At 67.7% G+C, this 24581-nt stretch carries 23 protein-coding genes; 18 read left to right on the forward strand and 5 right to left on the reverse strand.

The window, feature by feature from the left end; genetic code table 11:
- Positions 1 to 4 precede the first annotated feature (4 nt).
- From AC30PD_RS14670 to AC30PD_RS14695, 6 genes are all read left to right on the forward strand, one after another.
- Positions 5 to 805: a cell division protein FtsQ/DivIB gene (locus tag AC30PD_RS14670; protein WP_489536393.1), complete on the forward strand. Its 801-nt coding sequence runs from the start codon at positions 5 to 7 to the stop codon at positions 803 to 805.
- Between the two features lie 10 nt (positions 806 to 815).
- Positions 816 to 2045 carry a cell division protein FtsA gene (ftsA, locus tag AC30PD_RS14675; RefSeq protein WP_489536394.1) on the forward strand — a complete coding sequence of 410 codons (1230 nt, stop codon included), beginning with the start codon at positions 816 to 818 and terminating at the stop codon, positions 2043 to 2045.
- Positions 2046 to 2253: 208 nt separating this feature from the next.
- Entirely contained in the window at positions 2254 to 3471 is a 1218-nt protein-coding gene (gene ftsZ, locus AC30PD_RS14680; protein ID WP_489536395.1) for a cell division protein FtsZ, read from the forward strand.
- 104 nt (positions 3472 to 3575) lie between these two features.
- Complete coding sequence (gene lpxC / locus AC30PD_RS14685) at positions 3576 to 4511, forward strand: UDP-3-O-acyl-N-acetylglucosamine deacetylase (RefSeq protein WP_489536396.1); 936 nt, start codon at positions 3576 to 3578, stop codon at positions 4509 to 4511.
- A gap of 17 nt (positions 4512 to 4528) precedes the next feature.
- Positions 4529 to 4714, forward strand: coding sequence for a hypothetical protein (locus AC30PD_RS14690; protein WP_489536397.1), 186 nt, complete (start codon positions 4529 to 4531; stop codon positions 4712 to 4714).
- 10 nt (positions 4715 to 4724) lie between these two features.
- Complete coding sequence (locus tag AC30PD_RS14695) at positions 4725 to 4931, forward strand: hypothetical protein (protein ID WP_489536398.1); 207 nt, start codon at positions 4725 to 4727, stop codon at positions 4929 to 4931.
- Here AC30PD_RS14695 and AC30PD_RS14700 read toward each other — a convergent pair.
- Both AC30PD_RS14700 and mpl read right to left on the reverse strand, forming a co-directional pair.
- Entirely contained in the window at positions 4918 to 5523 is a 606-nt protein-coding gene (locus tag AC30PD_RS14700) for a YqiA/YcfP family alpha/beta fold hydrolase (protein WP_489536399.1), read from the reverse strand. The genes AC30PD_RS14695 and AC30PD_RS14700 overlap by 14 nt on opposite strands.
- Positions 5523 to 6893 (reverse strand): UDP-N-acetylmuramate:L-alanyl-gamma-D-glutamyl-meso-diaminopimelate ligase, encoded by a 1371-nt coding sequence (mpl, locus tag AC30PD_RS14705; RefSeq protein ID WP_489536400.1) that lies wholly within the window; start codon positions 6891 to 6893, stop codon positions 5523 to 5525. The genes AC30PD_RS14700 and mpl overlap by 1 nt, the downstream gene beginning before the upstream one ends.
- A gap of 52 nt (positions 6894 to 6945) precedes the next feature.
- Between mpl and AC30PD_RS14710 the strand changes: the two genes are divergently transcribed.
- Entirely contained in the window at positions 6946 to 7365 is a 420-nt protein-coding gene (locus tag AC30PD_RS14710) for a hypothetical protein (protein WP_489536401.1), read from the forward strand.
- Positions 7366 to 7378: 13 nt separating this feature from the next.
- The gene (locus tag AC30PD_RS14715; protein ID WP_489536402.1) at positions 7379 to 7849 is read left to right on the forward strand and encodes a DUF6152 family protein; all 471 of its coding nucleotides are present in this window, start codon (positions 7379 to 7381) and stop codon (positions 7847 to 7849) included.
- 16 nt (positions 7850 to 7865) lie between these two features.
- Here AC30PD_RS14715 and hemL read toward each other — a convergent pair whose 3' ends face one another.
- Together hemL and thiD are read right to left on the reverse strand one after the other, a co-directional pair.
- On the reverse strand, positions 7866 to 9164 hold the full coding sequence (hemL, locus tag AC30PD_RS14720) for a glutamate-1-semialdehyde 2,1-aminomutase (RefSeq protein WP_489536403.1): 1299 nt from the start codon (positions 9162 to 9164) through the stop codon (positions 7866 to 7868).
- Positions 9154 to 10101, reverse strand: coding sequence for a bifunctional hydroxymethylpyrimidine kinase/phosphomethylpyrimidine kinase (thiD, locus tag AC30PD_RS14725; protein WP_489536404.1), 948 nt, complete (start codon positions 10099 to 10101; stop codon positions 9154 to 9156). Before thiD ends, hemL begins: the two co-directional genes overlap by 11 nt.
- Before the next feature lie 192 nt (positions 10102 to 10293).
- Between thiD and AC30PD_RS14730 the strand changes: the two genes are divergently transcribed.
- The 6 genes from AC30PD_RS14730 to AC30PD_RS14755 all read left to right on the forward strand — a co-directional run bounded on the left by AC30PD_RS14730 (position 10294) and on the right by AC30PD_RS14755 (position 20542).
- On the forward strand, positions 10294 to 10446 hold the full coding sequence (locus tag AC30PD_RS14730; RefSeq protein WP_489536543.1) for a rubredoxin: 153 nt from the start codon (positions 10294 to 10296) through the stop codon (positions 10444 to 10446).
- 62 nt (positions 10447 to 10508) lie between these two features.
- Positions 10509 to 10907 carry a response regulator gene (locus tag AC30PD_RS14735; protein WP_489536405.1) on the forward strand — a complete coding sequence of 133 codons (399 nt, stop codon included), beginning with the start codon at positions 10509 to 10511 and terminating at the stop codon, positions 10905 to 10907.
- An 88-nt stretch (positions 10908 to 10995) separates the two neighbouring features.
- Positions 10996 to 11361, forward strand: coding sequence for a response regulator (locus tag AC30PD_RS14740; protein WP_489536406.1), 366 nt, complete (start codon positions 10996 to 10998; stop codon positions 11359 to 11361).
- 33 nt (positions 11362 to 11394) lie between these two features.
- Complete coding sequence (locus tag AC30PD_RS14745) at positions 11395 to 11916, forward strand: chemotaxis protein CheW (RefSeq protein WP_489536407.1); 522 nt, start codon at positions 11395 to 11397, stop codon at positions 11914 to 11916.
- Positions 11917 to 11962: 46 nt separating this feature from the next.
- On the forward strand, positions 11963 to 14308 hold the full coding sequence (locus AC30PD_RS14750) for a methyl-accepting chemotaxis protein (RefSeq protein ID WP_489536408.1): 2346 nt from the start codon (positions 11963 to 11965) through the stop codon (positions 14306 to 14308).
- Between the two features lie 27 nt (positions 14309 to 14335).
- A complete protein-coding gene (locus AC30PD_RS14755; protein ID WP_489536409.1) occupies positions 14336 to 20542 on the forward strand; it encodes a hybrid sensor histidine kinase/response regulator in 6207 nt (2068 codons plus the stop codon).
- Positions 20543 to 20581: 39 nt separating this feature from the next.
- Here the strand turns inward: AC30PD_RS14755 and AC30PD_RS14760 are convergent, their stop codons facing one another.
- Positions 20582 to 22063: a cryptochrome/photolyase family protein gene (locus tag AC30PD_RS14760; RefSeq protein WP_489536410.1), complete on the reverse strand. Its 1482-nt coding sequence runs from the start codon at positions 22061 to 22063 to the stop codon at positions 20582 to 20584.
- A gap of 35 nt (positions 22064 to 22098) precedes the next feature.
- Between AC30PD_RS14760 and AC30PD_RS14765 the strand changes: the two genes are divergently transcribed.
- From AC30PD_RS14765 to AC30PD_RS14780, 4 genes are read left to right on the forward strand one after another with little or no spacing between them, the layout of a single operon-like run.
- On the forward strand, positions 22099 to 22686 hold the full coding sequence (locus AC30PD_RS14765; protein ID WP_489536411.1) for a YqgE/AlgH family protein: 588 nt from the start codon (positions 22099 to 22101) through the stop codon (positions 22684 to 22686).
- Positions 22683 to 23111 carry a Holliday junction resolvase RuvX gene (gene ruvX, locus AC30PD_RS14770; RefSeq protein WP_489536412.1) on the forward strand — a complete coding sequence of 143 codons (429 nt, stop codon included), beginning with the start codon at positions 22683 to 22685 and terminating at the stop codon, positions 23109 to 23111. Before AC30PD_RS14765 ends, ruvX begins: the two co-directional genes overlap by 4 nt.
- Positions 23108 to 23611, forward strand: coding sequence for a bifunctional pyr operon transcriptional regulator/uracil phosphoribosyltransferase PyrR (gene pyrR / locus AC30PD_RS14775; RefSeq protein WP_489536413.1), 504 nt, complete (start codon positions 23108 to 23110; stop codon positions 23609 to 23611). Before ruvX ends, pyrR begins: the two co-directional genes overlap by 4 nt.
- Before the next feature lie 2 nt (positions 23612 to 23613).
- The gene (locus AC30PD_RS14780; RefSeq protein WP_489536544.1) at positions 23614 to 24576 is read left to right on the forward strand and encodes an aspartate carbamoyltransferase catalytic subunit; all 963 of its coding nucleotides are present in this window, start codon (positions 23614 to 23616) and stop codon (positions 24574 to 24576) included.
- The last annotated feature ends 5 nt before the right edge of the window (positions 24577 to 24581 follow it).

A 24581-nucleotide genomic window follows, 5' to 3' on the forward strand; every position in this document is an offset into this window, starting at 1 on the left:
GACCATGGCGAAGACCGCACGCACCCCCGAGCTCCCGGCCGACATCCGGCTGATGAATCTGACCGCCGGCTTGCTGGCGGCCATCGGCGTGAGCGCGATCGTGGTGGTGCTGCTGATGTGGGCGATGCGCCAGCCGCTGTTCGCAGTGCAGGGCATCCGCGTCGAAGGTGATCTGGCGCACAACAGCGCGCTGACGATCCGCGCCAACGCGGCGCCGCGGCTGGTGGGCAACTTCTTCACGCTCGACCTGGCGGTCGGGCGGCGCGCTTTCGAAGCGGTGCCCTGGGTGCGCCAGGCCGTCGTGCAGCGCGTGTGGCCGAACCGGCTGCGGGTATTGCTCGAAGAGCACCGTGCGGCTGCGCTCTGGGAAGGCAGCGGCGACGCCGCCGACAAGCTCGTCAACAGCTTCGGCGAGGTGTTCGAGGCCAACCTCGGTGATGTCGAAGACGAAGCGCTGCCGACACTGCGCGGGCCTGAAGCGGCTGCGGCGCAGATGCTCACGATGCTGCGCCGCCTCGAGCCGGTGTTCGCGCCGATGGAAACGCGCATCGACGCACTCGAGCTCTCGGGCCGCGGTTCGTGGCGCGCCGAGCTCGACTCGGGCGCCGAAGTCGAACTCGGCCGCGGCAGCGACGACGAGGTGGTGGCGCGCACCGAGCGTTTTGTGGGCACGCTGACGCAGGTCACGTCGCGCTACCAGCGGCCGCTGCAGTACGCCGACCTGCGGCACAACGAAGGCTATGCCGTTCGGCTCAAGGGCATCTCGACCGCGGTCGATCCGAGCGGCAAACCGGCCAGGAAATAGGAAAACAAACATGCCCAAGGAATACAAGGACCTCGTCGTCGGCCTCGACATCGGCACCGCCAAGGTGATGGTCGTGGTGGCCGAAGTGCTGCCCGGTGGCGAGTTGCGCATCGCCGGCCTGGGCAGCGCGCCGGCGCACGGCCTGAAGCGCGGTGTGGTCGTGAACATCGACGCCACGGTGCAGTCGATCCAGCAGGCGCTCAAAGAGGCCGAGATGATGGCCGACTGCAAGATCACGCGCGTCTACACCGGCATCACCGGCAGCCACATCCGCGGCCAGAACTCGACCGGCATGGTGATCGTGCGCGACAAGGAAGTGACGCCAGTCGACGTGGCGCGTGTGGTCGAGACCGCCAAGGCGATCAACATCCCGAACGACCAGCGCCTGCTGCTGGTCGAGCCGCAGGAATTCGTGATCGACGGGCATGAAGTGAAAGAGCCGATCGGCATGAGTGGCGGCCGACTCGAAGTGAAAGTGCACATCGTCACCGGCGCGCAGAGCGCGGCCGAGAACATCGTGAAGTGCGTGCGGCGTTGCGGGCTCGAGGTCGACCAGCTGGTGCTGAACCCGAGCGCGTCGAGCCATTCGGTGCTGACCGACGACGAGAAGGACCTGGGCGTGGCGCTGGTCGACATCGGCGCCGGCACCACCGACGTGGCGATCTTCACCGACGGAGCGATCCGCCACACGGCCGTGATCCCGATCGCCGGCGACCTGATCACGAGCGACATCGCGATGGCGCTGCGCACGCCGACGAAAGACGCCGAAGAGATCAAGATCGAGTACGGCGTAGCCAAACAACTGCTCGCCGACCCGAGCGAGCAGCTCGAAGTGCCCGGCCTGGGCGACCGCGCGCCGCGCATGCTGAGCCGCCAGGCGCTGGCCGGCGTGATCGAGCCGCGCATCGAAGAGATCTACTCGCTCGTGCACCAGGTGATCCGCGAGAGCGGCTACGAAGAGCTGCTTTCCAGCGGCGTCGTCATCACCGGCGGGGCGGCGGTGATGCCGGGCATGGTCGAGCTCGGCGAAGACATCTTCCTCAAACCCGTGCGCAAGGGCATACCGACGTATCACGGTGCGCTGCACGACATGGTGGGCAACCCGCGCTCGGCCACGGTGATGGGCCTGCTCGAAGAAGCCCGCATCGCACGCTCGCGCGGGCAGCGCGCGGCGCAGCAGGCGGGTTCGGTGAAAACACTTTTCGGGCGCGCCAGGGACTGGTTCCTGGGCAACTTCTGACACGGGGGCGAGCATGAAAAACAACCTGCACTCACGCCAGCTCGACCACCCCGGTCACGGGCTGGACCCACCGTCCCGGCGACACCAGCGACCTCGGACCCCGGCACCGCCGGGCGACCGTGGCGAACAGAGCAAGTGAAACAAGCAAGGCGGGCTCGCGGCCCGTCGACACAACGGCAACTGCATTGAAGGTTTTTTGGAGAATCACATGGCCATCGAAATGATCGAAGAGTTCAGCATGGGTACGCAGATCAAGGTGATCGGCGTGGGCGGTGGCGGCGGCAACGCGGTCGAACACATGATCGCGCAGGGCGTGCAAGGCGTGGAGTTCGTCTGCGCCAACACCGACGCGCAGGCCCTCAACCGCTCGGCGGCGCACAACCTGATCCAGCTCGGCACCACCGGCCTGGGCGCGGGCGCCAAACCCGAAGCCGGCAAGGCCGCGGCCGAAGAGGCGGTCGACCGCATCCGCCAGGCGATCGACGGCTCGCACATGCTGTTCATCACCGCCGGCATGGGCGGTGGCACCGGCACCGGCGCCGCGCCGGTGATCGCCCGCGTGGCCAAGGAAATGGGCATCCTGACCGTGGGCGTGGTCACCAAGCCGTTCGAGTTCGAAGGCAACCGCCGCATGAAGTCGGCCGACGCCGGCCTGGCCGAGCTGGAGGCCAATGTCGATTCACTGATCGTGATCCTGAACGACAAGCTGCTCGACGTGCTGGGTGACGACATCACGCAGGACCAGGCCTTCGCGCACGCGAATGACGTGCTGAAGAACGCGGTCGGTGGCATCAGCGACATCATCCACATGCCGGGCCTGGTGAACGTCGACTTCGAAGACGTGAAGACGGTGATGAGCGAGCCGGGCAAGGCGATGATGGGCACCGCGATCGCGAGCGGCCCCGACCGCGCCACCAAGGCCGCCGACGCGGCCGTGGCCTGCCCGCTGCTCGAAGGCATCGACCTGTCGGGCGCGCGTGGCGTGCTGGTGTTGATCGCGGCCAACCGCAACACCTTCAAGCTGGCCGAAAGCCGCAACGCGATGAACACGATCCGCCGCTACGCTGCCGACGACGCGCACGTGATCTACGGCACCGCGTACGACGAAAGCCTGGGCGACCAGTTGCGCGTGACCGTGATCGCCACCGGCCTGAGCCCGCAGCGCCGCCAGCAGCAGGCGCCGATGACCGTGGTGCACAGCATGCCGGCCAAGATGACCGGCACCAACGACCTGCCGATCCTGCACAACGCGCTGACGCAGCCGGCGCAGACCAGCAGCACCAGCGCACCGCACGACTACAGCTCGCTGACCACGCCGAGCGTGTGGCGCAACGGCCGCACTGCGGCGGCCAAGGTCGATGCGCTGGCGAGCAACGGCATGGACGAGATCGAGATCCCGGCCTTCCTGCGCAAACAAGCCGACTGATGCTGGCCACACGCCCTTTCCTGGCGCGCCGGCGCAGGGAAAGGGTGGAGGCTGAAAGTCCCGCGCTGGTCGAGGCGGGGCAGAAGCCTCCTAAAATCCCCGGCATGTTGCAACAACGCACGCTCAAGTCGATGACCCGGGCCGTCGGCGTGGGCTTGCACGGCGGGCAGCGGGTCGAGCTCGTGTTGCGGCCCGCGCCGGTCGACACCGGCATCGTGTTCCGGCGCGTCGATCTGCCGGTGCCGGTGAACATTCCGGTTAATGTCGACGCGGTCTGCGACACCCGCATGGCCACCACCATCTCGCCCGGTGGCGACACCGGCGCCCCCAAGGTCAACACGATCGAACACCTGCTGTCGGCGTGCGCGGGCTTGGGGCTCGACAACCTGGTGGTCGACATCACGGCCGAAGAAGTGCCGATCCTCGACGGCTCGGCGGCCTCGTTCGTGTTCCTGCTGCAGAGCGCCGGCATCGAATTGCAGGACGCGCCCAAGCGCTTTCTGCGCATCCTGAAGCCCGTGGAAGTGCGCCACGGCGAAGGCGCTTCGGCGATCTGGGCGCGGCTCGACCCGCTCAACGGCTACACGCTGACCTTCGAGATCGCGTTCGACCACCCGGCCGTCAACCAGACCGGCCAGCGTGTCGTGTTCGACATGGGCTCGGGCCAGTACAAGCAGCAGATCGCGCGCGCCCGCACCTTCGGCTTCACGAAGGACGTGGAGACGATGCGCTCGCGCGGCCGCAGCCTGGGCGGCAGCATGGACAATGCGATCGTGGTCGACGATTACAAGGTGCTCAACAACGAAGGCTTGCGCTACGACGACGAGTTCGTGAAGCACAAGATCCTCGACGCCATCGGCGACATGCATGTCGCCGGCCACCCGCTGCTCGCCGCGTACAGCGGCTTCAAGTCGGGCCACGCGCTCAACAACAAGCTGCTGCGAGCCGTGTTCGCCGACCGCAGCAGCTACGAGTTCGTCACCTTCGACGACGCCGCCCGGGCGCCCGCCGGCTTTGCCGAGCTGGCCCCCGCGTGGTGACGGGCCTGCCTTGAACGATGCTGATCTTTCGCTGGATCTTTCTTCTGCTGCTCGGTGCCGGCGTGGTGTGCCTGGCGATGTACCTGGGCACGGGTCAACAGCGATTTCGTGCGATCGGCATCCTGATCGTGAAGTGGACGGTGGTGGCCGCCCTGGCCTTCTTCGCCGTGCTCATCCTCGAGCGGCTGGTGGTGATTCTGTGAAGGTGAACCCATGACGGTTTTTCGCTGGATCATCGGCGTCATCGCCGCCATCCTGGCCACGGGCTCGGTGGTGTGTTTCGTGCTCTTCATCACCCTGGACATCGACGTCTGGATCCAGCGTGCGCGCAGCTTCCGGCGCGGCACCTACCTGGCCTGCCTGACGTGGTTCAACGTCGAGGTCTGGGGCCGGGTGGTCTGGACCATCATCCACTGGTGACGGGCAAGCCGAGGAAGTCGAGCACCTCGGGAAGGTCCTCTTTCTCGAAGTCGCTCAGCGCGTGGTCGCTGCCTTCGAGCAGCCTGATCCTGCAGCCTTTGTAGCGCGCGCTCATCTCGCGCCAGTCGAGCACCTCGTCGCCCTTGGCAATCACTGCGAAGTAGCGCTCCGGCCGTGTCAACGAGGCAGGCGCGATCGCACGCAACTCGTCGATGAACTCCGGCCGGAAGAAGAAGCGCTCGTCGCTGTGCCACGCCGTCGTTTCGCCGATGTACTTGGCCAGGTCGCGTGCCGGGTCGATGGCCGGGTTCAACACCACCGCGCGGCAACCGAGCCGCTCGGCCAAGGCGGTGGCATAGAAGCCGCCGAGCGAACTGCCGATCACGGCGGTGCGTTGTGCCGACCACTGTGCAATGCCGTCGAACAACATCTGCATCGCATCTTGAGGCGAGGGCGGCAACTGCGGGCACCACCAGGCCAGATCGGGCCGATGCCGTTGCACCCACGCCGCCATCACGCGTGCCTTGCTCGACTGGGGCGACGAGCGAAAGCCGTGCAGGTACAGCAGGTGCGTGACGCTCTCGTCGGCCATCAACGTGACGCCGCGCCCAGCGCCTCGAGCAGCTTGGCGTGCACGCCGCCGAAGCCGCCGTTGCTCATGCAGAGAATGTGGTCGCCGGGCCGCGCCGCGGCGACGACACGCTGCACCAGCTCGGCGATCGTCTCGCAGACCACCGCCTGTGGGCCCATCGGGGCCAGCGCCTGCACCGCGTCCCAGCCGAGCCCGCCGCTGTGGCAGAAGGCGAGGTCGGCCTCTTCGAGCGACCAGGGCAATTGCGCTTTCATCGCGCCGAGCTTCATCGTGTTCGAACGCGGCTCGAACACGGCGAGGATGCGCTCCAGGCCGACCTTGCGGCGCAGCCCGTTGACGGTGGTGCGCATGGCCGTCGGGTGGTGCGCGAAGTCGTCGTAGACACGGATGCCGCGCACTTCGCCGATCAGTTCGAGGCGGCGACGCACGTTCTCGAAACTGGCGAGGGCACGCGCCGCGACCTCGGGCGCCACGCCCACGTGTTCGGCGGCGGCGATCGCTGCGACCGCATTGAGTTGGTTGTGTTCGCCCAGCAGCGGCCACTCGACGCGTGCGATCTTCAGGCTGCCGCGCAGCACGTCGAAGGCATGAGGCTCACCGCGCGCGCGCAGCGCCCCGGGCTCTTCCTTGCGCGCGCCGAAGCGCTGCACCTCGCTCCAGCAGCCCATCGTCAGCACCCGCTGCAGGCTCTCTTCGCGTGCGTTGACGACGAGTCGCCCATGTGCCGGCACGGTGCGCACCAGGTGGTGAAACTGGCGCTCGATCGCGGCCAGGTTCTCGAAGATGTCGGCGTGGTCGTACTCGAGGTTGTTCAGGATCGCGGTGCGCGGCCGGTAATGCACGAACTTGCTGCGCTTGTCGAAGAAGGCCGTGTCGTACTCGTCGGCCTCGATCACGAACGGCGCGCCGGGCTGCGTGTTGCCCAGGCGTGCCGACACGCCGAAATTGAGCGGCACACCGCCGACCAGAAAGCCCGGGTTCAGGCCGGCCTGGTCGAGCATCCAGGCCAGCATCGAGGTGGTGCTGGTCTTGCCGTGCGTGCCGGCCACGGCCAGCACGTGCCGGCCCTGCAGCACGTTCTCGGCCAGCCATTGCGGGCCGCTGGTGTAAGGCGCGCCGGCATCGAGCACCGCTTCCATCAATGCGTTGCCACGGCTGACGACGTTGCCAACGACGTAGAGGTCTGGCGCGAGCGACATCTGCTCGGGGCCGAAGCCTTCGATCAGCTCGATGCCGAGCGCGCGCAGCTGGTCGCTCATCGGCGGGTAGACGTTGGCGTCGCAGCCGGTGACCTTGTGGCCGCTTTCGCGCGCCAGCGCGGCCAGGCCGCCCATGAAGGTGCCGCAGATGCCGAGGATGTGAATGTGCATCGGGCCATTCTAGGAGCGGCGCGGTTCGCCCCCTGCGTGGAAAATGCCTTGCATGTCGTCGTGGATCACCACCAACCCCATCGTCTACCCGGCGCTCGAAGTGGTGCACATCACCGGCATCGCCCTGCTGGTGGGCAACCTGGTGCTGGTCGAGTTGCGGGTGTGGGGGCTGGGACGCGCGCTGCCCTTGCCGGCGCTGGCCAGGCTCGGCCTGACGGTGTCCCTGATCGGCTTCGGCCTGGCCGCTGCCAGCGGCCTGCTGATGTTCGCGAGCCAGGCGGCCGAGCTCATGGCCAACCGCGCATTCGTGCTCAAGATGGCTTTGCTGACGCTGGCGGGTGCGAATGCCGGGCTGTTCCACGCCCGCGACGGCCTCACCCGGCTCGACGCCATCGCCCGGCTGCAGACCGCACTGTCGTTGGGGCTTTGGCTCGGCGTCATCATCTGCGGTCGCTGGATCGCCTACCGCTGAAGGAGCTCGCCGCATGCAACGTCGTCACATGATCCTGATGGGTGCGAGCGTGTTCGCCGCTCCGCGCGCCTTTGCCCACCACGGCTGGAGCAGCTTCGATCAGGAGCGTCCGATCTACCTCGAAGGAAAGGCCGTGAAAGTGTCATGGGGGAACCCGCACGCCGAGGTCGACCTGCAGATTGCTGCCGATCTGAAGTTGCCCACCGATCTGGCCAAGCGTGCGCTGCCGGCGCAGTCGGCCAGCGTCGACGGGCCGCGCCTGCTGGCCGCGGCGAAGCTGCCGACACGCCGCGACCCGGTCTGGGAGATCGAGTTCGCGCCGCTCACGCGCATGGAAGCCTGGAAGGTGCCCGAGATCAAGGTGGGCGACACGATCGCCGTGCTCGGCTTCACGCTCGTCGGCGAAAAGGGCGACGCCGTGCTGCGGGCCGAATACCTGTTCGCCGGCGGCAAGACCTACGGCATGCGCTCGGCGCCGGCCTGAGCCGTCTGAGCGAAGCTCAGCCGCGCAGGCTGTCTGCGGCGGCCTGGCAGGTGGCGGCGATGTCGGCCGCGCTGTGCGCCGCGCTCACGAAACCGGCCTCGTACAAGGCCGGCGCGAAGTACACGCCGCGGTCGAGCATGGCGTGGAAGAAGCGGTTGAAACGCTCTTTGTCGGTCGCGAGCACGGCGTTGTAGTTCTGCGGCAGTTCGTCCGCGAAGAAGAAGCCGAACATGCCCCCTTCGCAGTCGCCGACCATCGGCACACCAGCGCTGCGGGCCGCGGCCACGAGGCCGTCGACGAGTGAGCGGGTGCTTGCACTCAGCGCCTCGAAGAAGCCGGGTCGGCGAATCTCTCGCAGCGTCGCCAGGCCGCAGGCCGTGGCGACCGGGTTGCCCGACAAGGTGCCGGCCTGGTACACCGGGCCAAGCGGGGCCAACTGCTGCATCACCGCGCGCCTCGCCCCGAAAGCCGCCAGCGGCATGCCACCGCCGATGACCTTGCCGAACACGCTGATGTCGGGCTCGAAGCCGGGGATCAGCTTCGCGTAAAGGCTCTGTGCGCTGCCGAGCGCCACGCGGAACCCGGTCATCACCTCGTCGAACACGAACAGCGCGCCGTGCTGCGTGCACAGCTCGCGGATGCGTTTCATGAACGGCACCGAAGCGCGCACGAAGTTCATGTTGCCGGCGATCGGCTCGATCATCACGCAGGCGATCTCAGGGCCGTGCAGCTTGAAGGCTTCTTCGATCTGTTCGAGGTTGTTGTACTCGAGCACGAGCGTGTGCTGCACCACTTCGGGCGGCACGCCGGCGCTGGTGGGGTGGCCGAACGTGGCCAGGCCCGAGCCGGCCTTCACCAGCAGGGCATCAGCGTGGCCGTGGTAACAGCCCTCGAACTTGACGATCTTGCTGCGGCCGGTGGCGCCGCGCGCCAGGCGCAGCGCACTCATCGCCGCTTCGGTGCCCGAGCTGACGAGGCGCACCTGGTCCATGCTCGGCACCAGGCTCAGGATCTCTTCGGCGAGCTCGACTTCGCGCTCGGTCGGCGCGCCGAAAGAAAAGCCCTCGACAGCGGCTTTCTGCACTGCGTCGAGCACGGCCGGGTGGCCGTGGCCGAGGATCATCGGGCCCCAGGAGCCGATGTAGTCGATGTAGCGCCGGCCTTCGGCGTCGACGATGTACGCGCCGTGGCCACTCTTGATGAAGCGTGGCGTGCCGCCGACAGCCCGAAATGCCCGCACCGGCGAGTTGACGCCACCGGGGATGACCTTCTGGGCCCGCTCGAAGAGCTGTGCGTTCGTGGATTCAGTGGACATGGCGTGGGCTCTTCGGGGCAAGGCCGTCGTCGGCGGGTTCTTCGGCGCTGCCGGGCTCGGCTTCTTCGCCTGGCGGCAGGGCCCAGAAGAAGCGGTCGGGCAGCACGTTGCCCATACCCGGGCGAAAGCCCGCGTCGAGCGCTTGATCGAGAAAGGTCAGCGCTTCGCCGACCGCGGCCTGCAACTCGGCGCCGGCCGCCAGCAAGGCTGCGAGCGAGGCCGACAGCGTGTCGCCGGCGCCGACGAAGCTCACCTCGAAGCGCTCGAACTTCTCGCCGGTGATGGCGCCTTCGGGCGAAGCGAGCACGTTGTCCATGAACTGGTCGGCGGTCTTCGAGCTCTGGATCAGCACGCTCGTGACCAGCACGAAGCGCGTGCCGTGCTCGCCCGCGGCCACCGCGAGCTCGCGCGGCGAAGCCGGTCGATCGCCTTCCCAGTCGGGCAACAGGAAGTCGGTGAGCGTCTGGTGGCTGCCGACCAGCACTTCGGTCTGGGGCAGCACCAACTCGCGGAAGGCGTCGAGGTAGGCCTGCTGATCGTCTTCTTCGACCCACGACAGGTTGGGCATGTAGGCCACGAGCGGCACGTCGGGGTAGTCGGACAGGATCTCGGCGACCGCGCTCACGCCTTCGGCCGAACCGAGGAAGCCGACCTTCCAGGCCGCGATGGTCACGTCTTCGAGAATGCTGCGGGCCTGCTCGGCGATCACGTCGGGGTCGAGTGCGTGGTGGTCGAAGACCTCGGCGGTGTCACGCATCACGATGCTGGTGACCACGGGCAGCGCGTGCGCCCCCATGGCGGCGACGGTGGCCACGTCACCGGCCGTGCCGCCGGCGCCGGTCGGGTCGCTGGCATTGAAGCTCATCACGCACGCCGGGGCGACCTGGTCTTCGACGGCGTCGGATTCGAGCTCGGGAACGGGGGTTTCAGCGGTCATGGGAAGCAGTCCGAAGCAGCGGTTTTCAGAGCCGGGCGAGCCGTTTGCACAACTTGGCCAAACCTCTAGGCAAATGTGAAGAATGTTGCGTATGTACCTACAAAGACTTGATTTTCTGACGAAGTGCACCGCTAGAATCTGGTCGCATTGTAGTGAAGCAAAGAGCCTTACGTGAGCGACCCCAAAACCTGGATGTGCCTCATCTGCGGATGGATCTACGACGAGGCAGCCGGTGACCCTGAGCATGGCATCGCGCCGGGAACGGCCTGGGCCGATGTGGCGATGAACTGGACCTGCCCCGAGTGTGGCGCCCGCAAGGAAGACTTCGAGATGGTTCAGATCTGAACCGCGAGGCCGACATCACAAACGCGGGCTGAACCGCGCCCCGTCGTTGAGGAGAATGTTCGTTGAGCAATCAGGCCCCCGCCGGCGCCGCAGGCATCAAGGTGCTGGTCATCGATGACAGCAACACGATCCGGCGCAGCGCCGAGATCTTCCTCAAGCAGGGCGGCTACCAGGTGCTGCTGGCCGAAGACGGCTTCGACGCGCTGTCGAAGGTCAACGATCACGATCCCGATCTGATCTTCTGCGACATCCTGATGCCGCGCCTCGACGGTTACCAGACCTGCGCCATCATCAAGCGCAACCAGAAATTCTCCGAAGTGCCGGTGATCATGCTGTCGAGCAAGGACGGCCTGTTCGACAAGGCGCGCGGCCGCATGGTGGGCTCGCAGGACTACCTGACCAAGCCCTTCACGAAAGACCAGTTGCTGCAAGCCGTCGAACTGCACCGGCGTGTTGTTTGATACGGCCGGCGCCACTGCGTGATGTTCGGCCGTGCGCGAAGTGCTTGCATTTCGCCGAGACTCCAACGTTGATGTTGAGGACCAGATCATGACGATCCGCAAGATTCTTTTGGTCGACGATTCGAAGACCGAACTGCATTTCATGTCCGACCTGCTCGGCAAACGTGGCTACGCCATCCGCACCGCCGAGAACGGCGAGGAAGCGATGAAGCGGCTCGGCGAAGAAACCCCCGACCTGATCCTGATGGACGTGGTGATGCCGGGCCAGAACGGCTTTCAGCTGACCCGCGCCATCACGCGCGACCCGCGCTTTGCCAACGTGCCGGTGATCATGTGCACGAGCAAGAACCAGGAAACCGACAAGGTCTGGGGCATGCGCCAGGGCGCCCGCGACTACATCGTCAAGCCGGTCGACGCCGACGAACTCGTCGCCAAGATCCACGCTTTCGACTGACCAGTGCCGGCGCACCCCACGGACCGAACCTGAATGGCGAACAAGCAAGCACTGCGCGAACTCCAGAGCCGGCTGGCCGAGCGTCTGCAGGCAGCGCGCACCCAGGCGCGCGGCAAGTCGTGGCTGGCCGTCGAGTGCAGCGGGCGCGGCCTGCTGTTCCCGCTGCGCGAGGCCGGCGAGATCTTCGCGCTCGCGCCGATCGTGCCGGTGCCGCACAGTCACCGCTGGTTTCTGGGCGTGTCGAACCTGCGGGGGCACCTGCACGGCGTGGTCGACCTGGCCGATTTTCTCGGCGTCAAGTCGCAGGAAATGGGCCGCGAACAGTCCCGGCTGGTCGGTTTCAACCAGTCGCTGGACATCAACTGCACCTTGATGGTCGACCGGCTGTCGGGCTTGCGCAGCGAAGCCGAGCTCACGCTCGAGCCCGAGGTGGAGGGTGCTCCCCGGCCCGCGTTCGTGGGCGTGCGCCTGCGAGACGAGGCCGGGCGCGTCTGGCAGGAGTTGAACCTGGCCGAACTGGCCACCGATGAAGCATTTCTGAAGGTCGTGGGCTGATACCCGCGCCCGCGCAGACACACAAACGAGAGTGCACGAGGTCGATATGAGCTTGCTGAACAAGATCAAGGGTTGGGGCCAAAAGGGCGGGGCCAACCCCGACCACGACCTGGTGGACGAAGTCCCGTTCGGCGACGCCTACGCGCCCGCTGGCGGTGCCTCGACCCAAGGGCATGGGGTCGACCCGAACTCGGTGTCGAGCCTGGAGGCGCCGACCCTGCAGCAGCCGATGGATCTCGACACCTCGATCATTTCCGAAGCCGCGCCTTCGGGCATGGCCGAGTTCTCCGAAACGCGGCTGCCCGACGCCGCTGCCCCCGCCCTGGCCGCGGCCGGCACCGGGCTGCCGATCATCGGCTCGCGGCCGGTGGCCGAGCAGCAGCGCATCCTGTTCTTCATGATCGTGATCGGCTTCATCGGCCTGATCGCGATGACGCTGCTGTCGGTCCGATCTGCCAACCAGGGTTCGGCGCAGGTGGGCGCCAGCGGCCAGGCGCTGATGCAGTCGCAACGCCTCGCCAAGTCGACCTCGCAGGCCCTGATCGGCAATGTGCCGGCCTTCGCCGAGGTGCGCGAGAGTGTCGACGTGCTGGCGCGCAACGTGCGCAGCCTGAAGACCGGCGAAGGTGCCGTGGCGGCCGCGCCGTCGGCGGTGCAGGGCCTGCTCGACCCGGTGTTGCCGCTGGTCGACAAGGCCGAGAAGAACGCGACCACCATTCTGGGCCAGCAGAAGATCCTGACCCAGGTGAACGAGGCGCTGCGCTCGATCAACCGCCAGTCGTCGGACCTGCTCGAGATCGCCGAAACCATTTCGTCGCTGAAGCTGCAGCAGGGTGCGTCGCCCGCGGAGCTGTCGGCCGCCGGCCAGCTCGTGATGCTGACGCAGCGCATCGGCAAGTCGGCCAACGAATTCCTGACGATGGAAGGCGTGAGCCCCGAGGCCGTGTTCCTGCTCGGCAAGGACTTGAACACCTTCCGCGAGATCGGCCAGGGCCTGTCCGACGGCAACGCCGAACTGCGCCTGGCGCCCACGCGCGACCCGGCCACCAAGGAGCGCCTGGTCGCGCTCATGAAACAGTACGAAGAGACCCGCACGCAAGCCGGCGCGATTCTCGGCAATCTGCAAGGCCTGGTGGCAGCGCGTGAAGCGCAGTCCACCGTGGTGGCCGACAGTGAACCGCTGCGCAAGGGCCTCGAGGCAGTGCAGGAAAAGCTCGCTGCGGAAACCGGCTTCAGCGGTCTGAACTTCGGGCTGCTGCTGCTGGCCGCGATCGTGATGTTGCTCGGCGGCGTCGGCTTCCTGCGCCTGTATGTGCGCGACCAGAGCGAACGCCGTTCGGCGGCGGAAGAGCAGCGCCTCGCGGCCGAACGCGAACAGCAGGAAGCCAAGCGGGTGAACGACGCGAACCAGGCGGCCATTTTGCGGTTGATGAACGAACTGCAGGCGGTGGCTGAAGGTGACCTGACACAACAAGCCACGGTGACCGAAGACATCACCGGCGCGATCGCCGACTCGGTGAACTACACGGTGGAAGAACTGCGCACGCTGGTGTCGCAGGTGCAAGGCACGGTGGGCCGCGTGACCGAAACGACCGAGAAGGTCGAGGCCAACTCCACCGAACTGCTGGCCACGTCGAGCGAGCAGCTGCGCGAGATTCGCGACACCGGCGAGTCGGTGCTGCAGATGGCCGGCCGCATCAACAACGTGTCGGGCCAGGCGCAAGAAACCGCAGCGGTGGCGCGCCAGTCACTCGAAGCGGCCGAGTCGGGCCTGCGCGCGGTGCAGAACACGATCGGCGGCATGAACTCGATCCGCGACCAGATCCAGGAAACCTCCAAGCGCATCAAGCGTCTGGGCGAATCGTCTCAGGAGATCGGCGAAATCACCGAGCTGATTTCCGACATTACCGAGCAGACCAACGTGCTGGCGCTGAACGCCGCCATCCAGGCCGCGTCGGCCGGTGAAGCCGGCCGAGGCTTCTCGGTCGTGGCGGAAGAAGTGCAACGCCTCGCTGAACGCTCTGGCGACGCGACGCGCCAGATCGCGGCGCTGGTCAAGACCATTCAGACCGACACGCAAGACGCGGTGGGCGCCATGGAGCGCAGCACCCAGGGCGTGGTCGAAGGAACCCGACTGACCGACGCGGCCGGCACGGCGCTCGGCGAAATCGACCGGGTTTCGCGCCAGCTCTCCGAACTGATCGCGCAGATCTCGAACCAGGCGCTCAGCGAAGCGCAGTCGGCCAACGTGGTGGCGGCGAACATCCAGCACATCTTCGCGGTGACCGAGCAGACCGGTGAAGGCACACGCTCCACCGCGCAGATGGTGCGCGAGCTCTCACGCACGGCCGAAGAACTGAAGCAGTCGGTGGCGCGGTTCAAGATCGATTGATTCGGCCCCACAACGATGAGCGTGACGATGAGCCCGAACTCCACCGAAACCGGTGACGACCTCAGCGCCCTGGCGTGGGTGCATGAAGAGCTGCGCCGTTCGCTCGACGCCGCGCACAAGGCGCTGCGCCGCTTCGTCAAGGAAACCGAAACCCTCGCCAGCTCCGACATCGAGGCGGTCGACCCGGCCGTGCTGCGCGGTGCCCGAACGCAGATCCACCAGGGCGTGGGTGCGCTCGAACTCGTCGGCTTGCCGGCCGCCGCGATGGTGCTGCGGGCCAGCGAGGCGGCGGTGCAGCGTTATGTGAGCAAGCCGCACAAGCTCACCACGCTGGTGATCGACGACATCGAGCGCGCCTCGTTCGCCTTGCTCGATTACCTGAGCCGCATGCTGGCGAGCAAGCCGGTGTCCACGCTGTCGCTGTTCCCGCAATACCGCGCCGTCCAGGAAGCGGCCGGTGCCGACCGCGTTCACCCGGCCGACCTGTGGTCGGTCGACTGGCAGTGGCGCGACCTGCCATCAGACCCGCAGGCCGCCCCGCGCCAGCCCGACGCCGCCACCCACGCCGCGCTCGAAGCCCTGTTGCTGGCGATGATGCGCGCTTCCAACCCGCTGGCGGTGGCCGAGCGCATGAGCGACGTCTGCGCCGGCCTCGGCGCCGGCGCCACGCAGCCGCAGATCGCCAATCTCTGGAAGCTCGCTTCCGCGGTGTTCGAAGCGCAGGCGAAGAGCCTGCTCGGCTTCGACGTGTTCAGCAAACGGGTGGCCTCGCGCCTGCTGGCGCAGTACCGCATTCTCGAGCGTGGCGATTCCGAACTCTCCGAGCGCCTCGCCCAGGACCTGCTTTTCTTCTGCGCCCAGAGCGCCGAGCCCGGCCCCGGCGACCACGCACCGCGCCTCGCCGCCGTGCGGCGTGCCTACGGCCTGGCGCAATACGCGCCGGTCGACTACACCGTCAGCCCGCTCGGCAAGTTCGACCCGGCGCTGGTGGCCCAGGCACGCAAACGTGTCACGGCCGCCAAGGAAGCGTGGTCGGCGATCGCCGGCGGCGAAATGCACCGCCTGGCAGGCTTGTCTGAGCAGTTCGCGCTGGTTGGCGATTCGCTCAAGCGCCTGTTCCCGCTCGGCGAAACCTTCGCGGCCGAACTGCAGCAGTCGGTGGCCCAGACCCAGCAGACCGGCGCAGCGCCTTCGGCGCCGCTGGCCATGGAAGTGGCGACCAGCCTGCTCTACGTCGAGGCCGCCCTTGAAGACGCGGAGTTCGACAGCCCCGAGCAGGCGCCACGCGTCCAGCGCCTGGCCGAGCGCCTGGCGGCCGTGCGGCAGGGCCGCGCGCCCGACCCGCTCGAGCCGTGGATGGAAGAGCTGTACCGGCGTGTCTCCGACCGGCAGACCATGGGCAGCGTGGTGCAGGAACTGCGCGCATCGCTCTCCGAGGCCGAGAAGCTGATCGACCAGTACTTCCGCAACCCGGCCGAGCGCGACGTGCTGATCCCGGTGCCGAACCAGCTTTCGGCGATGCGTGGCGTTCTCTCGGTGCTGGGCATGGACCACGCCTCGCACGCCTTGCTGCGCATGCGCGACGAGGTCGATGGCCTGGTGCAGACCGAGGTCGACCCGACGCGGGTTCACCAGGCTGGCGTGTTCGACCGCCTGGCCGGCAACCTGGGTGCGCTCGGCTTCCTGATCGACATGCTCAGCGTGCAGCCGCAAATGGCCAAGTCGCTGTTCCGCTTCGATGCCGACGCCGGCACGCTGAGCCCCGTGATGGGACGCGGCGAAGTGCACGCGCCGGGCGTCACCGCCACGCCGGCGGTCGACCCGCGGCTGATCGAACAGGCCCAGCAACTCGCACTGGCGTCTGTCAGCGACGAGGTGCCGGTCGAAGACGTGTCGCGCGATCTGCAGCGCCTGTCGCAGGAAGCACAGGCTGCCGACCAGCCCGCACTCGCCGCCACCGTGCAGCGCGCGCAGGAAGCGCTCGAAGCCGCACAACACCCCGAAGAACTTGCCAATGTGCGCGGCGATCTGTCGGACGCGCTGGCCGACTTCGTCTCGACCGCGTCCGACCCCGTGGGTCTGGAGCCCGAGCGTTCGTCGACAGGCCGCATCACCACGCCGATGACGCTGAGCTTCGAAGACGCCGCTGCCGATCTCGCCGAAGACGACGAGATGCGCTCGATCTTCCTCGAAGAAGCACAAGAGGTGCTCGAGACCGCGCGTGCGGCGCATGCCGATCTCGTCCGCGCACCGGCCGACATTGCGGCGCTCACGACGCTGCGGCGCGCTTTCCACACGCTCAAGGGCAGTTCGCGCATGGTCGGGCTGAAGGAATTCGGCGACGCGGCCTGGGCCGGCGAGCAGCTCTACAACAGCCACCTGGCCGATCAGGGCGCCGCTGAGCCGGCACTGCTCGACTTCACCGCCTGGTCGCTCGCGCACCTGAGCGACTGGGTCGAGGCCGTTTCGGCGAAGAACGACGCCGGCCACACGGCGGCTGCCGTGAAAGCGGCGGCGCAGCGGGTCAGCGACGGCCAGGCCCCGGCCGGCAGCAGCGACAGTTCCGACATCGCGCTGCCGCTCTTGCCGCCCGACCTGCCGAGCGCGGGCGATCTCGACCTCAGCGGCCTGTTGCCGGTGCCTGTCGACATGACGCCGGCGCTGGCGCAGCCGGCCGAACCAGTGCCTGAAGTCTCGTTCGAGTTCGACCTCGACAGCGCCCACGGCGCGCTCGACACGAGTGCGCTCGACGCGCCCGACCCGTTCGCGAGTGCCGCCACCGAGCCGATGCCGCTGCGCGTGGCCGAAGAAGCACCGCTGCCCGAGGTGTCCGTCGACCTGATCGACTTCGACCTGGACTTCGGCACAGCCGCCGAACCCGCGCCCGTGGCCGCCGCTGCGCCCGAGTCGGTGCACGCCGCGCTCGACGACTTGCCCGAACCGCCGCCGCAGCCGGAACCCGAAGACGAACTGATCAAGCAGGTCGGCCATCTGCGCATCGGCATTCCGCTCTTCAACATCTACCTCAACGAAGCCGACGAGCTGTCGCGCCGCCTGACGACCGAAATCGCCGAGTGGGCGATGGAGTTGCACCGCCCGATCGGCGATGCGCCGATCGCGCTCGCGCACTCGCTCGCCGGCAGCTCGGCCACGGTCGGTTTCAGCGACCTGTCGCAGCTCGCTCGCGCGCTCGAGCACGCCCAGACCCGTTCGCTCGCGATCGGCCACGGCACGCCGGAAGAAGCGCGTCTGTTCGTCGACGCGGCCGAAGAAATCCGGCGCCTGCTGCACCAGTTCGCGGCCGGCTTCCTGAAAGAGCCTTCGCCGGACCTGCTGGCCCGCCTGGCCGAACACGAGCTGAGCTCGGCGCGCCGCCTCGAAGCCGCGACTGCGGCGTCGGAGCTGGAACAGGCCGAGCCGGAAGAAACGCCGTCGCGCGAAGCGGCGGTTCCCCTGATCGCGCTCGATACGCCGCCGGAGCCCGCTGCGGCCGAGCCGGTGGCCGACGCCGCTGCCCCGGCAGTCGCCGAACTCGTGATGGACACCGCGCACGCGGCCCTGTCGGCGCCCGCCCCGTTCACGGTGTCGGCGTATGGCGATTCGCAGTTCGGCGCGCTCGGCCTCACCGAGCTGAAGCCCTTCGGCGATCTGCCTGTCGAGGCCTCGCGTGGCATGGGCGCGACCCATGCGCTGGTGGACGGTGACGACACGATCGACGCGGTCGATGCGATCGACGCCGAACTGTTCCCGATCTTCGAAGAAGAAGCCGAAGAGCTGCTGCCGCAGCTCGCCGCGAAGCTGCGCGACTGGGTGCGTCGCCCCGGCGAAGCCGCCCACCCGGCGGCGTGCATGCGCACCCTGCACACCCTGAAGGGCGGTGCCCGCCTGGCCGGCGCGATGCGCCTGGGCGAAATGGCGCACCGCCTCGAAACCCGCATCGAGCACGTGCTGGCGCAGCAACCGGTCAGCGCGCCCGATGTCGAGACCTTGCAGATCTACGGCGACGCGCTGTCGCAGACCTTCGAGGCCCTGCGTCAGGGCGACACGCCGGCCACGCCGCAGCCGGTGGCCAGCGCGCCGCGCAGTGTCGAAGCCGAGCCGGCACGGCCCGAGGTGGTGGCGCCTGCCGCACCGCTCGAGGTTCTGCTGACCGAAGCGCCGCGCGAAGTGGCCGAAGACGCCGCCGAGGTGCTCAGCCAGGACGACGTGGTCACCCAGCCCGCGGTGCTCGAAGAAACGCCGGCCCCGGCGCGTGCCGAGCCGGTGCTCAGTGCGCCGAGAGTCGCCGCGGCCGCGGCCAGCCCGGTCGCGCCGATCGACTTCAGCCGTTTCTCTCGCACCGAAGCCCTGGTGCGCAAGGCCCCCGAGCGCGCCCAGGGCACGCAGTCGGCCGTGCGGGTGCGCGCGCCGCTGCTCGACCGCCTGGTGAATCTGGCCGGTGAAGTGAGCATCACGCGCTCACGCATCGATTCCGGCGTGTCGCAGATCAAGGGCTCGCTCGGCGACCTCACGGAGAACCTGGAACGGTTGCGCGCGCAGCTGCGTGACATCGAGTTCCACGGCGAAATGCAGATGACCTCGCGGCTCGAAGCAGCGAAGGCCGCGTCGCAGAGTTTCGACCCGCTCGAATTCGACCGGTTCACGCGCTTCCAGGAACTCACGCGCATGATGGCCGAGTCGGTCAACGACGTGCACACCGTGCAGCGCAGCCTGCAACGCTCGGTCGAGAACACCGAAGACGAACTGGTGGCGCAGGCGCGCATGACGCGTGACCTGCAAGACGACCTGCTGCGCACCCGCATGGTCGAGTTCGAAGGCCTGTCGGACCGCCTCTACCGCGTGGTGCGCCAGGCCGCCAAAGAAACCGGCAAGGCCGTGCGGCTCGACATCGTCGGCGGCTCGATCGAAGTCGACCGCGGCGTGCTCGACCGCATGACCGGCTCGTTCGAACACCTGCTGCGCAATTGTGTGAGCCACGGCATCGAGATGCCCGACGTGCGCAGCGCGTCCGGCAAGGACCCGACCGGTTCGATCATCGTCGCGCTCACGCAAGAGGGCAACGAAGTGGGCGTCGAGTTCCGCGACGACGGCGCCGGCCTGAACCTCGAGCGCATCCGCGCCAAGGGTGTGGCGCTCGGGTTGATCGATGCGAACGCGCACCCGACCGACGCCGAACTCGCCAACCTGATCTTCACGCCGGGCTTCTCGACCGCGGAGGCGGTGACCGAACTCGCCGGCCGCGGCGTCGGCATGGACGTGGTGCGCTCCGAAGTGAACGCGATGGGTGGCCGCGTCGAAACCGCCACGGCGGCCGGCAAGGGCACCTCGTTCCGCATGGTGTTGCCGCTGACCACGGCGGTGACGCAGGTGGTGATGCTGCGCTGCGGCGAGACCAACGTGGCCGTGCCTTCCACGCTCGTCGAGGTGGTGCGCCGAGGCACGCCACAGGAGATCGATCAGTCGTACGCCAGCGGTGTGTACGCCATGCCCGAGCGCACCGTGCAGTTCTTCTGGCTCGGCGCGTTGTTGCAGCTCAGCCCGCGTTCGCTCGGCCAGGCCGATCGCACGCGCACAGTCGTCGTGATTCGCAGCGCGCAGCAGCGCATCGCCTTGCACGTCGACGAAGTGCTGGGCAACCAGGAAGTGGTGGTCAAGAATCTCGGGCCACAACTCTCGCGCATGCCAGGTCTGGCCGGCATCACGCTGCTGGCCTCGGGTGCGGTGGCGTTGATCTACAACCCGGTGGCGCTGGCCACCCTGTACGGCGAGTCGGCGCGCGCTGCCACCAGCGCGGCGCTGCGTGCGCCGGTGCCGATGCCCGCGCTCCCCGTGATCACCCGGCCCGACGAGAAGCTGGAACCGCTCGTGATGGTGGTCGACGACTCGTTGACGGTGCGGCGTGTCACCCAGCGCCTGCTGCTGCGCGAAGGTTATCGCGTGGTGCTCGCCAAGGACGGTCTCGACGCGCTCGAGCGCCTGGCCGAAGAACTGCCCCAGATCGTGCTCTCGGACATCGAGATGCCACGCATGGACGGCTTCGACCTGGTGCGCAACATGCGTGGCGATGCGCGCCTGCGCGAACTGCCGGTGATCATGATCACCTCGCGCATCGCGCAGAAGCACCGCGACTACGCGGCCGAACTCGGCGTCGACCACTACCTCGGCAAGCCGTACTCGGAAGAGGACCTGCTGGCGCTGGTGGCCCGCTACACCTCGTCGCGCGTCGCCGCCTGAGCGTTCGAGCCGACGCAGCCGTGAGGGCTGCGTCGCGCTTTACACCCCGCCCTTCACCACGCCGAAACGCCGCAGCGTGCGCGCCCGGGCTTCATCGTGCTGCACGACGGGCAGCGGGTAGTTCTTGCCGAGCACCACTCCCGCAGCCTGCAACTCGAGCGGCCGGGCGGCCCAGGGGGCGTGGATCAGCTTGTCGGGCAATGCCGCCAACTGCGGCAGGTAACGGCGGATGAACTTGCCCGAGGCATCGAACTTCTCGCTCTGGCTCACCGGGTTGAAGATGCGGAAGTAGGGCTGCGCATCACAACCGGTCGACGCCGCCCATTGCCAGCCCCCGTTGTTGGCCGCCAGGTCGAAGTCGTTCAGGTGTTCGGCGAAGTAGGCTTCGCCGCGGCGCCAGTCGATGCCCAGGTCTTTCACCAGAAAACTCGCGACGACCATGCGCAGGCGGTTGTGCATGTAGCCGGTCTGGTTGATCTGCGCCATGGCCGCGTCGACCAGCGGGTAGCCGGTGCGGCCTTCGCACCAGGCGGCGAACAAGGCATCGGCCTCCAAGCCTTGTTCCCATTCGATGCGGTCGTAGTCGGGCTTGAAACTCGCGCCGACCACGCGCGGGTGGTGGTGCAGGATCTGGTGGTAGAAGTCGCGCCAGATCAGCTCGGACACCCAGACCTCGGCGCCGCGCGAGCCGCTGCTCTCGATCAGCGCGCACGCCGCACGGGCGAGCTGGCGGACCGAGACGGTGCCGAAGCGCAGGTGCACCGACAGGTAACTCGGCCCCTTCACGGCGGGGAAGTTGCGCGTCTCTTCGTAGGCGTCGATGCGTTGCAGGAAGTCGGTGAACAGCGCTTGCGCGCCGCTGCTGCCGGTCTGGATCTTCAGCGCCGCCAGGTTGCTCGGCTCGAAGCCCAGCTGGCCCAGCGACGGAACACCCGCTGCCAGCGGCTCGGGCGCCGCCGCGAGGCTGTCGGCATACGGCTCGACCGGGTAGGCCTTCAGAAAGAACGGCTCGACCTTCTTCAGCCAGGCGTTCTTGTAGGGCGTGAACACGCTGTAAGGCTTGCCGCCCCCGGTGAGCAGCTCGCTGCGTTCGAACACCACGTGGTCCTTGCTGGTGTGAAAGGCGATGCCGGCGGCGGCCAGCGCGTCGCGCACCCGAGCGTCGCGCGCCAGCGCGTCAGGCTCGTCGTCGTGGTTGGCGTAGACCGCCTGCGCGCGCAGCTGGGTGGCAAGTTCGGGCAACGCTTTGCTGGCCTGGCCGTGGCACACGATCAGGCGAACGCCGGGGCGGCCGTGCGCTTCGCCCAGCTGGCCCAGCGTGCGGCTCAGCTCGTCGACACTCTCGCGGATGAACTCGACCCGCCGGTCGCGCCGCGGCAAGGGGTCGAGGATCTCGCGGTCGAAGACGAACGCACACCACACCTCGCGGGCGGCGCGCAGGGCGTGGTACAGCGCAGCGTGGTCGTCGGCGCGCAAGTCGCGCCGAAACCAGACAAGAGCGCGCTCCAATGGTCTTTGCATGGGGCGGGAGTTTGCCGGAGGAATAAAATGCGCGCATGTCAGTGCCGCCGGTCAACTTCACCAACCACTTTCTCATCGCGATGCCGGGCATGGGCGACGGCGCCTTTGCCGGTTCGGTGGTCTACCTGTGCGAGCACACCGAAAAGGGCGCCGTCGGGCTGGTGATCAACAAGCCGATCGACATCAAGCTGAAGAACCTGTTCGAGAAGGTCGAACTCACGCTCGACCGCGAAGACCTGGCCGAAGCGCCGGTCTATTTCGGTGGCCCGGTGCAGACCGAGCGCGGCTTCGTGCTGCATGAGCGGCTCGACGGCGGCGAAGGCGAGGGCGGGCACTACAACTCGTCGCTGCAGATCCCGGGCGGCCTGGAAATGACCACCAGCAAAGACGTGCTGGAAGCGCTCTCCAACGGTGCCGGCCCGAAGAAGATCCTCGTGACGCTGGGTTACAGCGGCTGGGGCGCGGGCCAGCTCGAAGACGAGATGAGCCGCAACGGCTGGATCAACGTGAGCGCCGAGCCCGGCATCATCTTCGACACGCCCATCGAGCAGCGCTACGACCGGGCCTTGCAGCTGCTGGGCATCAGCTCGGGCATGCTGAGCCAGGAGGCGGGGCACGCATGAGCTCGGTGTTGCCGACGTCTTCTGCAATGTCCGCCCCGCATTCCTTTCTTGCCTTCGACTACGGCACCAAGCGCGTCGGCGTCGCTTCGGGCAACACGCTCACCCACGCGGCCACCCCGATGCGAACCATCGCGGCGGAAGGCGACGCCCGCTTCACAGCGATCGCTGCGCTCATCAACGAGTGGCAACCCGATGCGCTGGTCGTCGGCGTGCCGTTCCACCCCGATGGCGCGGCGCACGACAATACCGCCCGCGCACGGCGTTTTGCCCGCCAGTTGCACGGCCGTTTCCACCTCGCCGTGCACGAGGTGGACGAGCGCTACAGCACGACCGAAGCCCAAGCGCAGGGCGCGACTGACGCCGACGCCACCTCGGCCGCGATCATCCTGGAGCAATTCTTGAGAACGCTGGAGACCCCTGAATGAGCAGCCTGCACCTCGACGCCGAAGCGCTCTACGCCGACCTGGCGCGCGGCGTGCGCGGCCTGCTGCAGCCGGGCTCGGTTCTGGTCGGCATCTGGTCGGGCGGCGCCTGGCTGGCCGAGCGCCTGCAGCGTGACCTGGGCCTGGCCGGCGAACATGGCGTGATCTCGAGCGCGCTGCACCGCGACGACTTCGGCTCGCGCGGCATGACGGCCGGCGCCGACCACACACGGCTGCCCTTCGACGTGAACGGCCTTCCGATCGTGCTGGTCGACGACGTGCTCTACACCGGCCGCACGATCCGCGCGGTCATCAACGAGCTCTACGACTTCGGGCGACCTTCGAGCGTGACGCTGGCGGTGCTGGTCGACCGCGGCGGGCGCGAGTTGCCGATCAGCGCGGCGGTGTCGGCCGCACGCATCACGCTGCCAGCGGCGCAGCGGCTGTCGCTGGCCCGCGACGATGCGGGCCGTTTCAGTTTCGACATCAAGGGGGATGCGTGAGCATGCTGTCCCGACGCAACCCCCAACTCAACGCCCACGGCGAGCTGATCCACCTGCTCTCGATCGAAGGGCTGCCGCAGCCGGTGCTGAACCAGATCCTCGACACCGCCGGTACCTTCCTCAGCGTCAACGACCGCGAAGTGAAGAAGGTGCCCTTGCTGCGTGGCAAGAGCGTTTTCAACCTGTTCTTCGAGAACAGCACCCGCACCCGCACCACCTTCGAGATCGCGGCCAAACGCCTCTCGGCCGACGTGATCAACCTCGACATCGCACGCTCGAGCGCGGCCAAGGGCGAGAGCCTGCTCGACACCATCGCCAACCTGTCGGCGATGCACGCCGACATGTTCGTGGTGCGCCACAGCGAGAGCGGCGCGCCCTACCTCATCGCACAACACTGCGCGCCGCACGTGCACGTGATCAATGCCGGCGACGGGCGCCACGCGCACCCCACGCAGGGCCTGCTCGACATGTACACGATCCGGCACTTCAAGCAGGACTTCACGAAGCTCACCGTCGCGATCGTCGGCGACATCGTGCATTCGCGCGTGGCGCGCTCCGACATCCACGCGTTGACGACCCTCGGTGTGCCCGAGATCCGCGCGGTCGGCCCGAAGACACTGGTGCCGGGCGATCTTTCGGCGATGGGCGTGCGGGTGTGCCACGACATGAAAGAAGGCATCAAGGATGCCGACGTGATCATCATGCTGCGGCTGCAGAACGAACGCATGAGCGGCGCGATGCTGCCGAGCGCCGGCGAGTTCTTCAAGAACTACGGCCTCACGCCCGAGAAGCTCGCGCATGCCAAACCCGACGCGATCGTGATGCACCCGGGCCCGATCAACCGCGGTGTCGAGATCGACTCGATGGTGGCCGACGGCACGCAGAGCGTGATCCTGCCGCAGGTCACCTTCGGCATCGCGGTGCGCATGGCCGTGATGTCGATCATTGCCGGCAACAACGCCTGACGGTC

Origin of the sequence: Rhizobacter sp. (assembly GCF_032229685.1) — a bacterium.
GTDB lineage: Bacteria > Pseudomonadota > Gammaproteobacteria > Burkholderiales > Burkholderiaceae_C > LMDS01.

Excerpts from the sequence above, each read along its gene's own strand:
- ftsA (WP_489536394.1), top strand. The coding sequence starts at position 816 with ATGCCCAAGGAATACAAGGACCTCGTCGTCGGCCTCGACATCGGCACC.
- AC30PD_RS14750 (WP_489536408.1), top strand. The coding sequence starts at position 11,963 with ATGAGCTTGCTGAACAAGATCAAGGGTTGGGGCCAAAAGGGCGGGGCC.
- AC30PD_RS14745 (WP_489536407.1), top strand. The coding sequence starts at position 11,395 with ATGGCGAACAAGCAAGCACTGCGCGAACTCCAGAGCCGGCTGGCCGAG.
- AC30PD_RS14730 (WP_489536543.1), top strand. The coding sequence starts at position 10,294 with ATGTGCCTCATCTGCGGATGGATCTACGACGAGGCAGCCGGTGACCCT.
- AC30PD_RS14690 (WP_489536397.1), top strand. The coding sequence starts at position 4,529 with ATGCTGATCTTTCGCTGGATCTTTCTTCTGCTGCTCGGTGCCGGCGTG.
- AC30PD_RS14780 (WP_489536544.1), top strand. The coding sequence starts at position 23,614 with ATGCTGTCCCGACGCAACCCCCAACTCAACGCCCACGGCGAGCTGATC.
- ftsZ (WP_489536395.1), top strand. The coding sequence starts at position 2,254 with ATGGCCATCGAAATGATCGAAGAGTTCAGCATGGGTACGCAGATCAAG.
- pyrR (WP_489536413.1), top strand. The coding sequence starts at position 23,108 with ATGAGCAGCCTGCACCTCGACGCCGAAGCGCTCTACGCCGACCTGGCG.
- AC30PD_RS14710 (WP_489536401.1), top strand. The coding sequence starts at position 6,946 with ATGTCGTCGTGGATCACCACCAACCCCATCGTCTACCCGGCGCTCGAA.
- AC30PD_RS14760 (WP_489536410.1), bottom strand. The coding sequence starts at position 22,063 with ATGCAAAGACCATTGGAGCGCGCTCTTGTCTGGTTTCGGCGCGACTTG.
- AC30PD_RS14765 (WP_489536411.1), top strand. The coding sequence starts at position 22,099 with ATGTCAGTGCCGCCGGTCAACTTCACCAACCACTTTCTCATCGCGATG.
- mpl (WP_489536400.1), bottom strand. The coding sequence starts at position 6,893 with ATGCACATTCACATCCTCGGCATCTGCGGCACCTTCATGGGCGGCCTG.
- AC30PD_RS14755 (WP_489536409.1), top strand. The coding sequence starts at position 14,336 with ATGAGCCCGAACTCCACCGAAACCGGTGACGACCTCAGCGCCCTGGCG.
- ruvX (WP_489536412.1), top strand. The coding sequence starts at position 22,683 with ATGAGCTCGGTGTTGCCGACGTCTTCTGCAATGTCCGCCCCGCATTCC.
- AC30PD_RS14740 (WP_489536406.1), top strand. The coding sequence starts at position 10,996 with ATGACGATCCGCAAGATTCTTTTGGTCGACGATTCGAAGACCGAACTG.
- AC30PD_RS14715 (WP_489536402.1), top strand. The coding sequence starts at position 7,379 with ATGCAACGTCGTCACATGATCCTGATGGGTGCGAGCGTGTTCGCCGCT.
- AC30PD_RS14700 (WP_489536399.1), bottom strand. The coding sequence starts at position 5,523 with ATGGCCGACGAGAGCGTCACGCACCTGCTGTACCTGCACGGCTTTCGC.
- thiD (WP_489536404.1), bottom strand. The coding sequence starts at position 10,101 with ATGACCGCTGAAACCCCCGTTCCCGAGCTCGAATCCGACGCCGTCGAA.
- AC30PD_RS14670 (WP_489536393.1), top strand. The coding sequence starts at position 5 with ATGGCGAAGACCGCACGCACCCCCGAGCTCCCGGCCGACATCCGGCTG.
- lpxC (WP_489536396.1), top strand. The coding sequence starts at position 3,576 with ATGTTGCAACAACGCACGCTCAAGTCGATGACCCGGGCCGTCGGCGTG.
- AC30PD_RS14695 (WP_489536398.1), top strand. The coding sequence starts at position 4,725 with ATGACGGTTTTTCGCTGGATCATCGGCGTCATCGCCGCCATCCTGGCC.
- hemL (WP_489536403.1), bottom strand. The coding sequence starts at position 9,164 with ATGTCCACTGAATCCACGAACGCACAGCTCTTCGAGCGGGCCCAGAAG.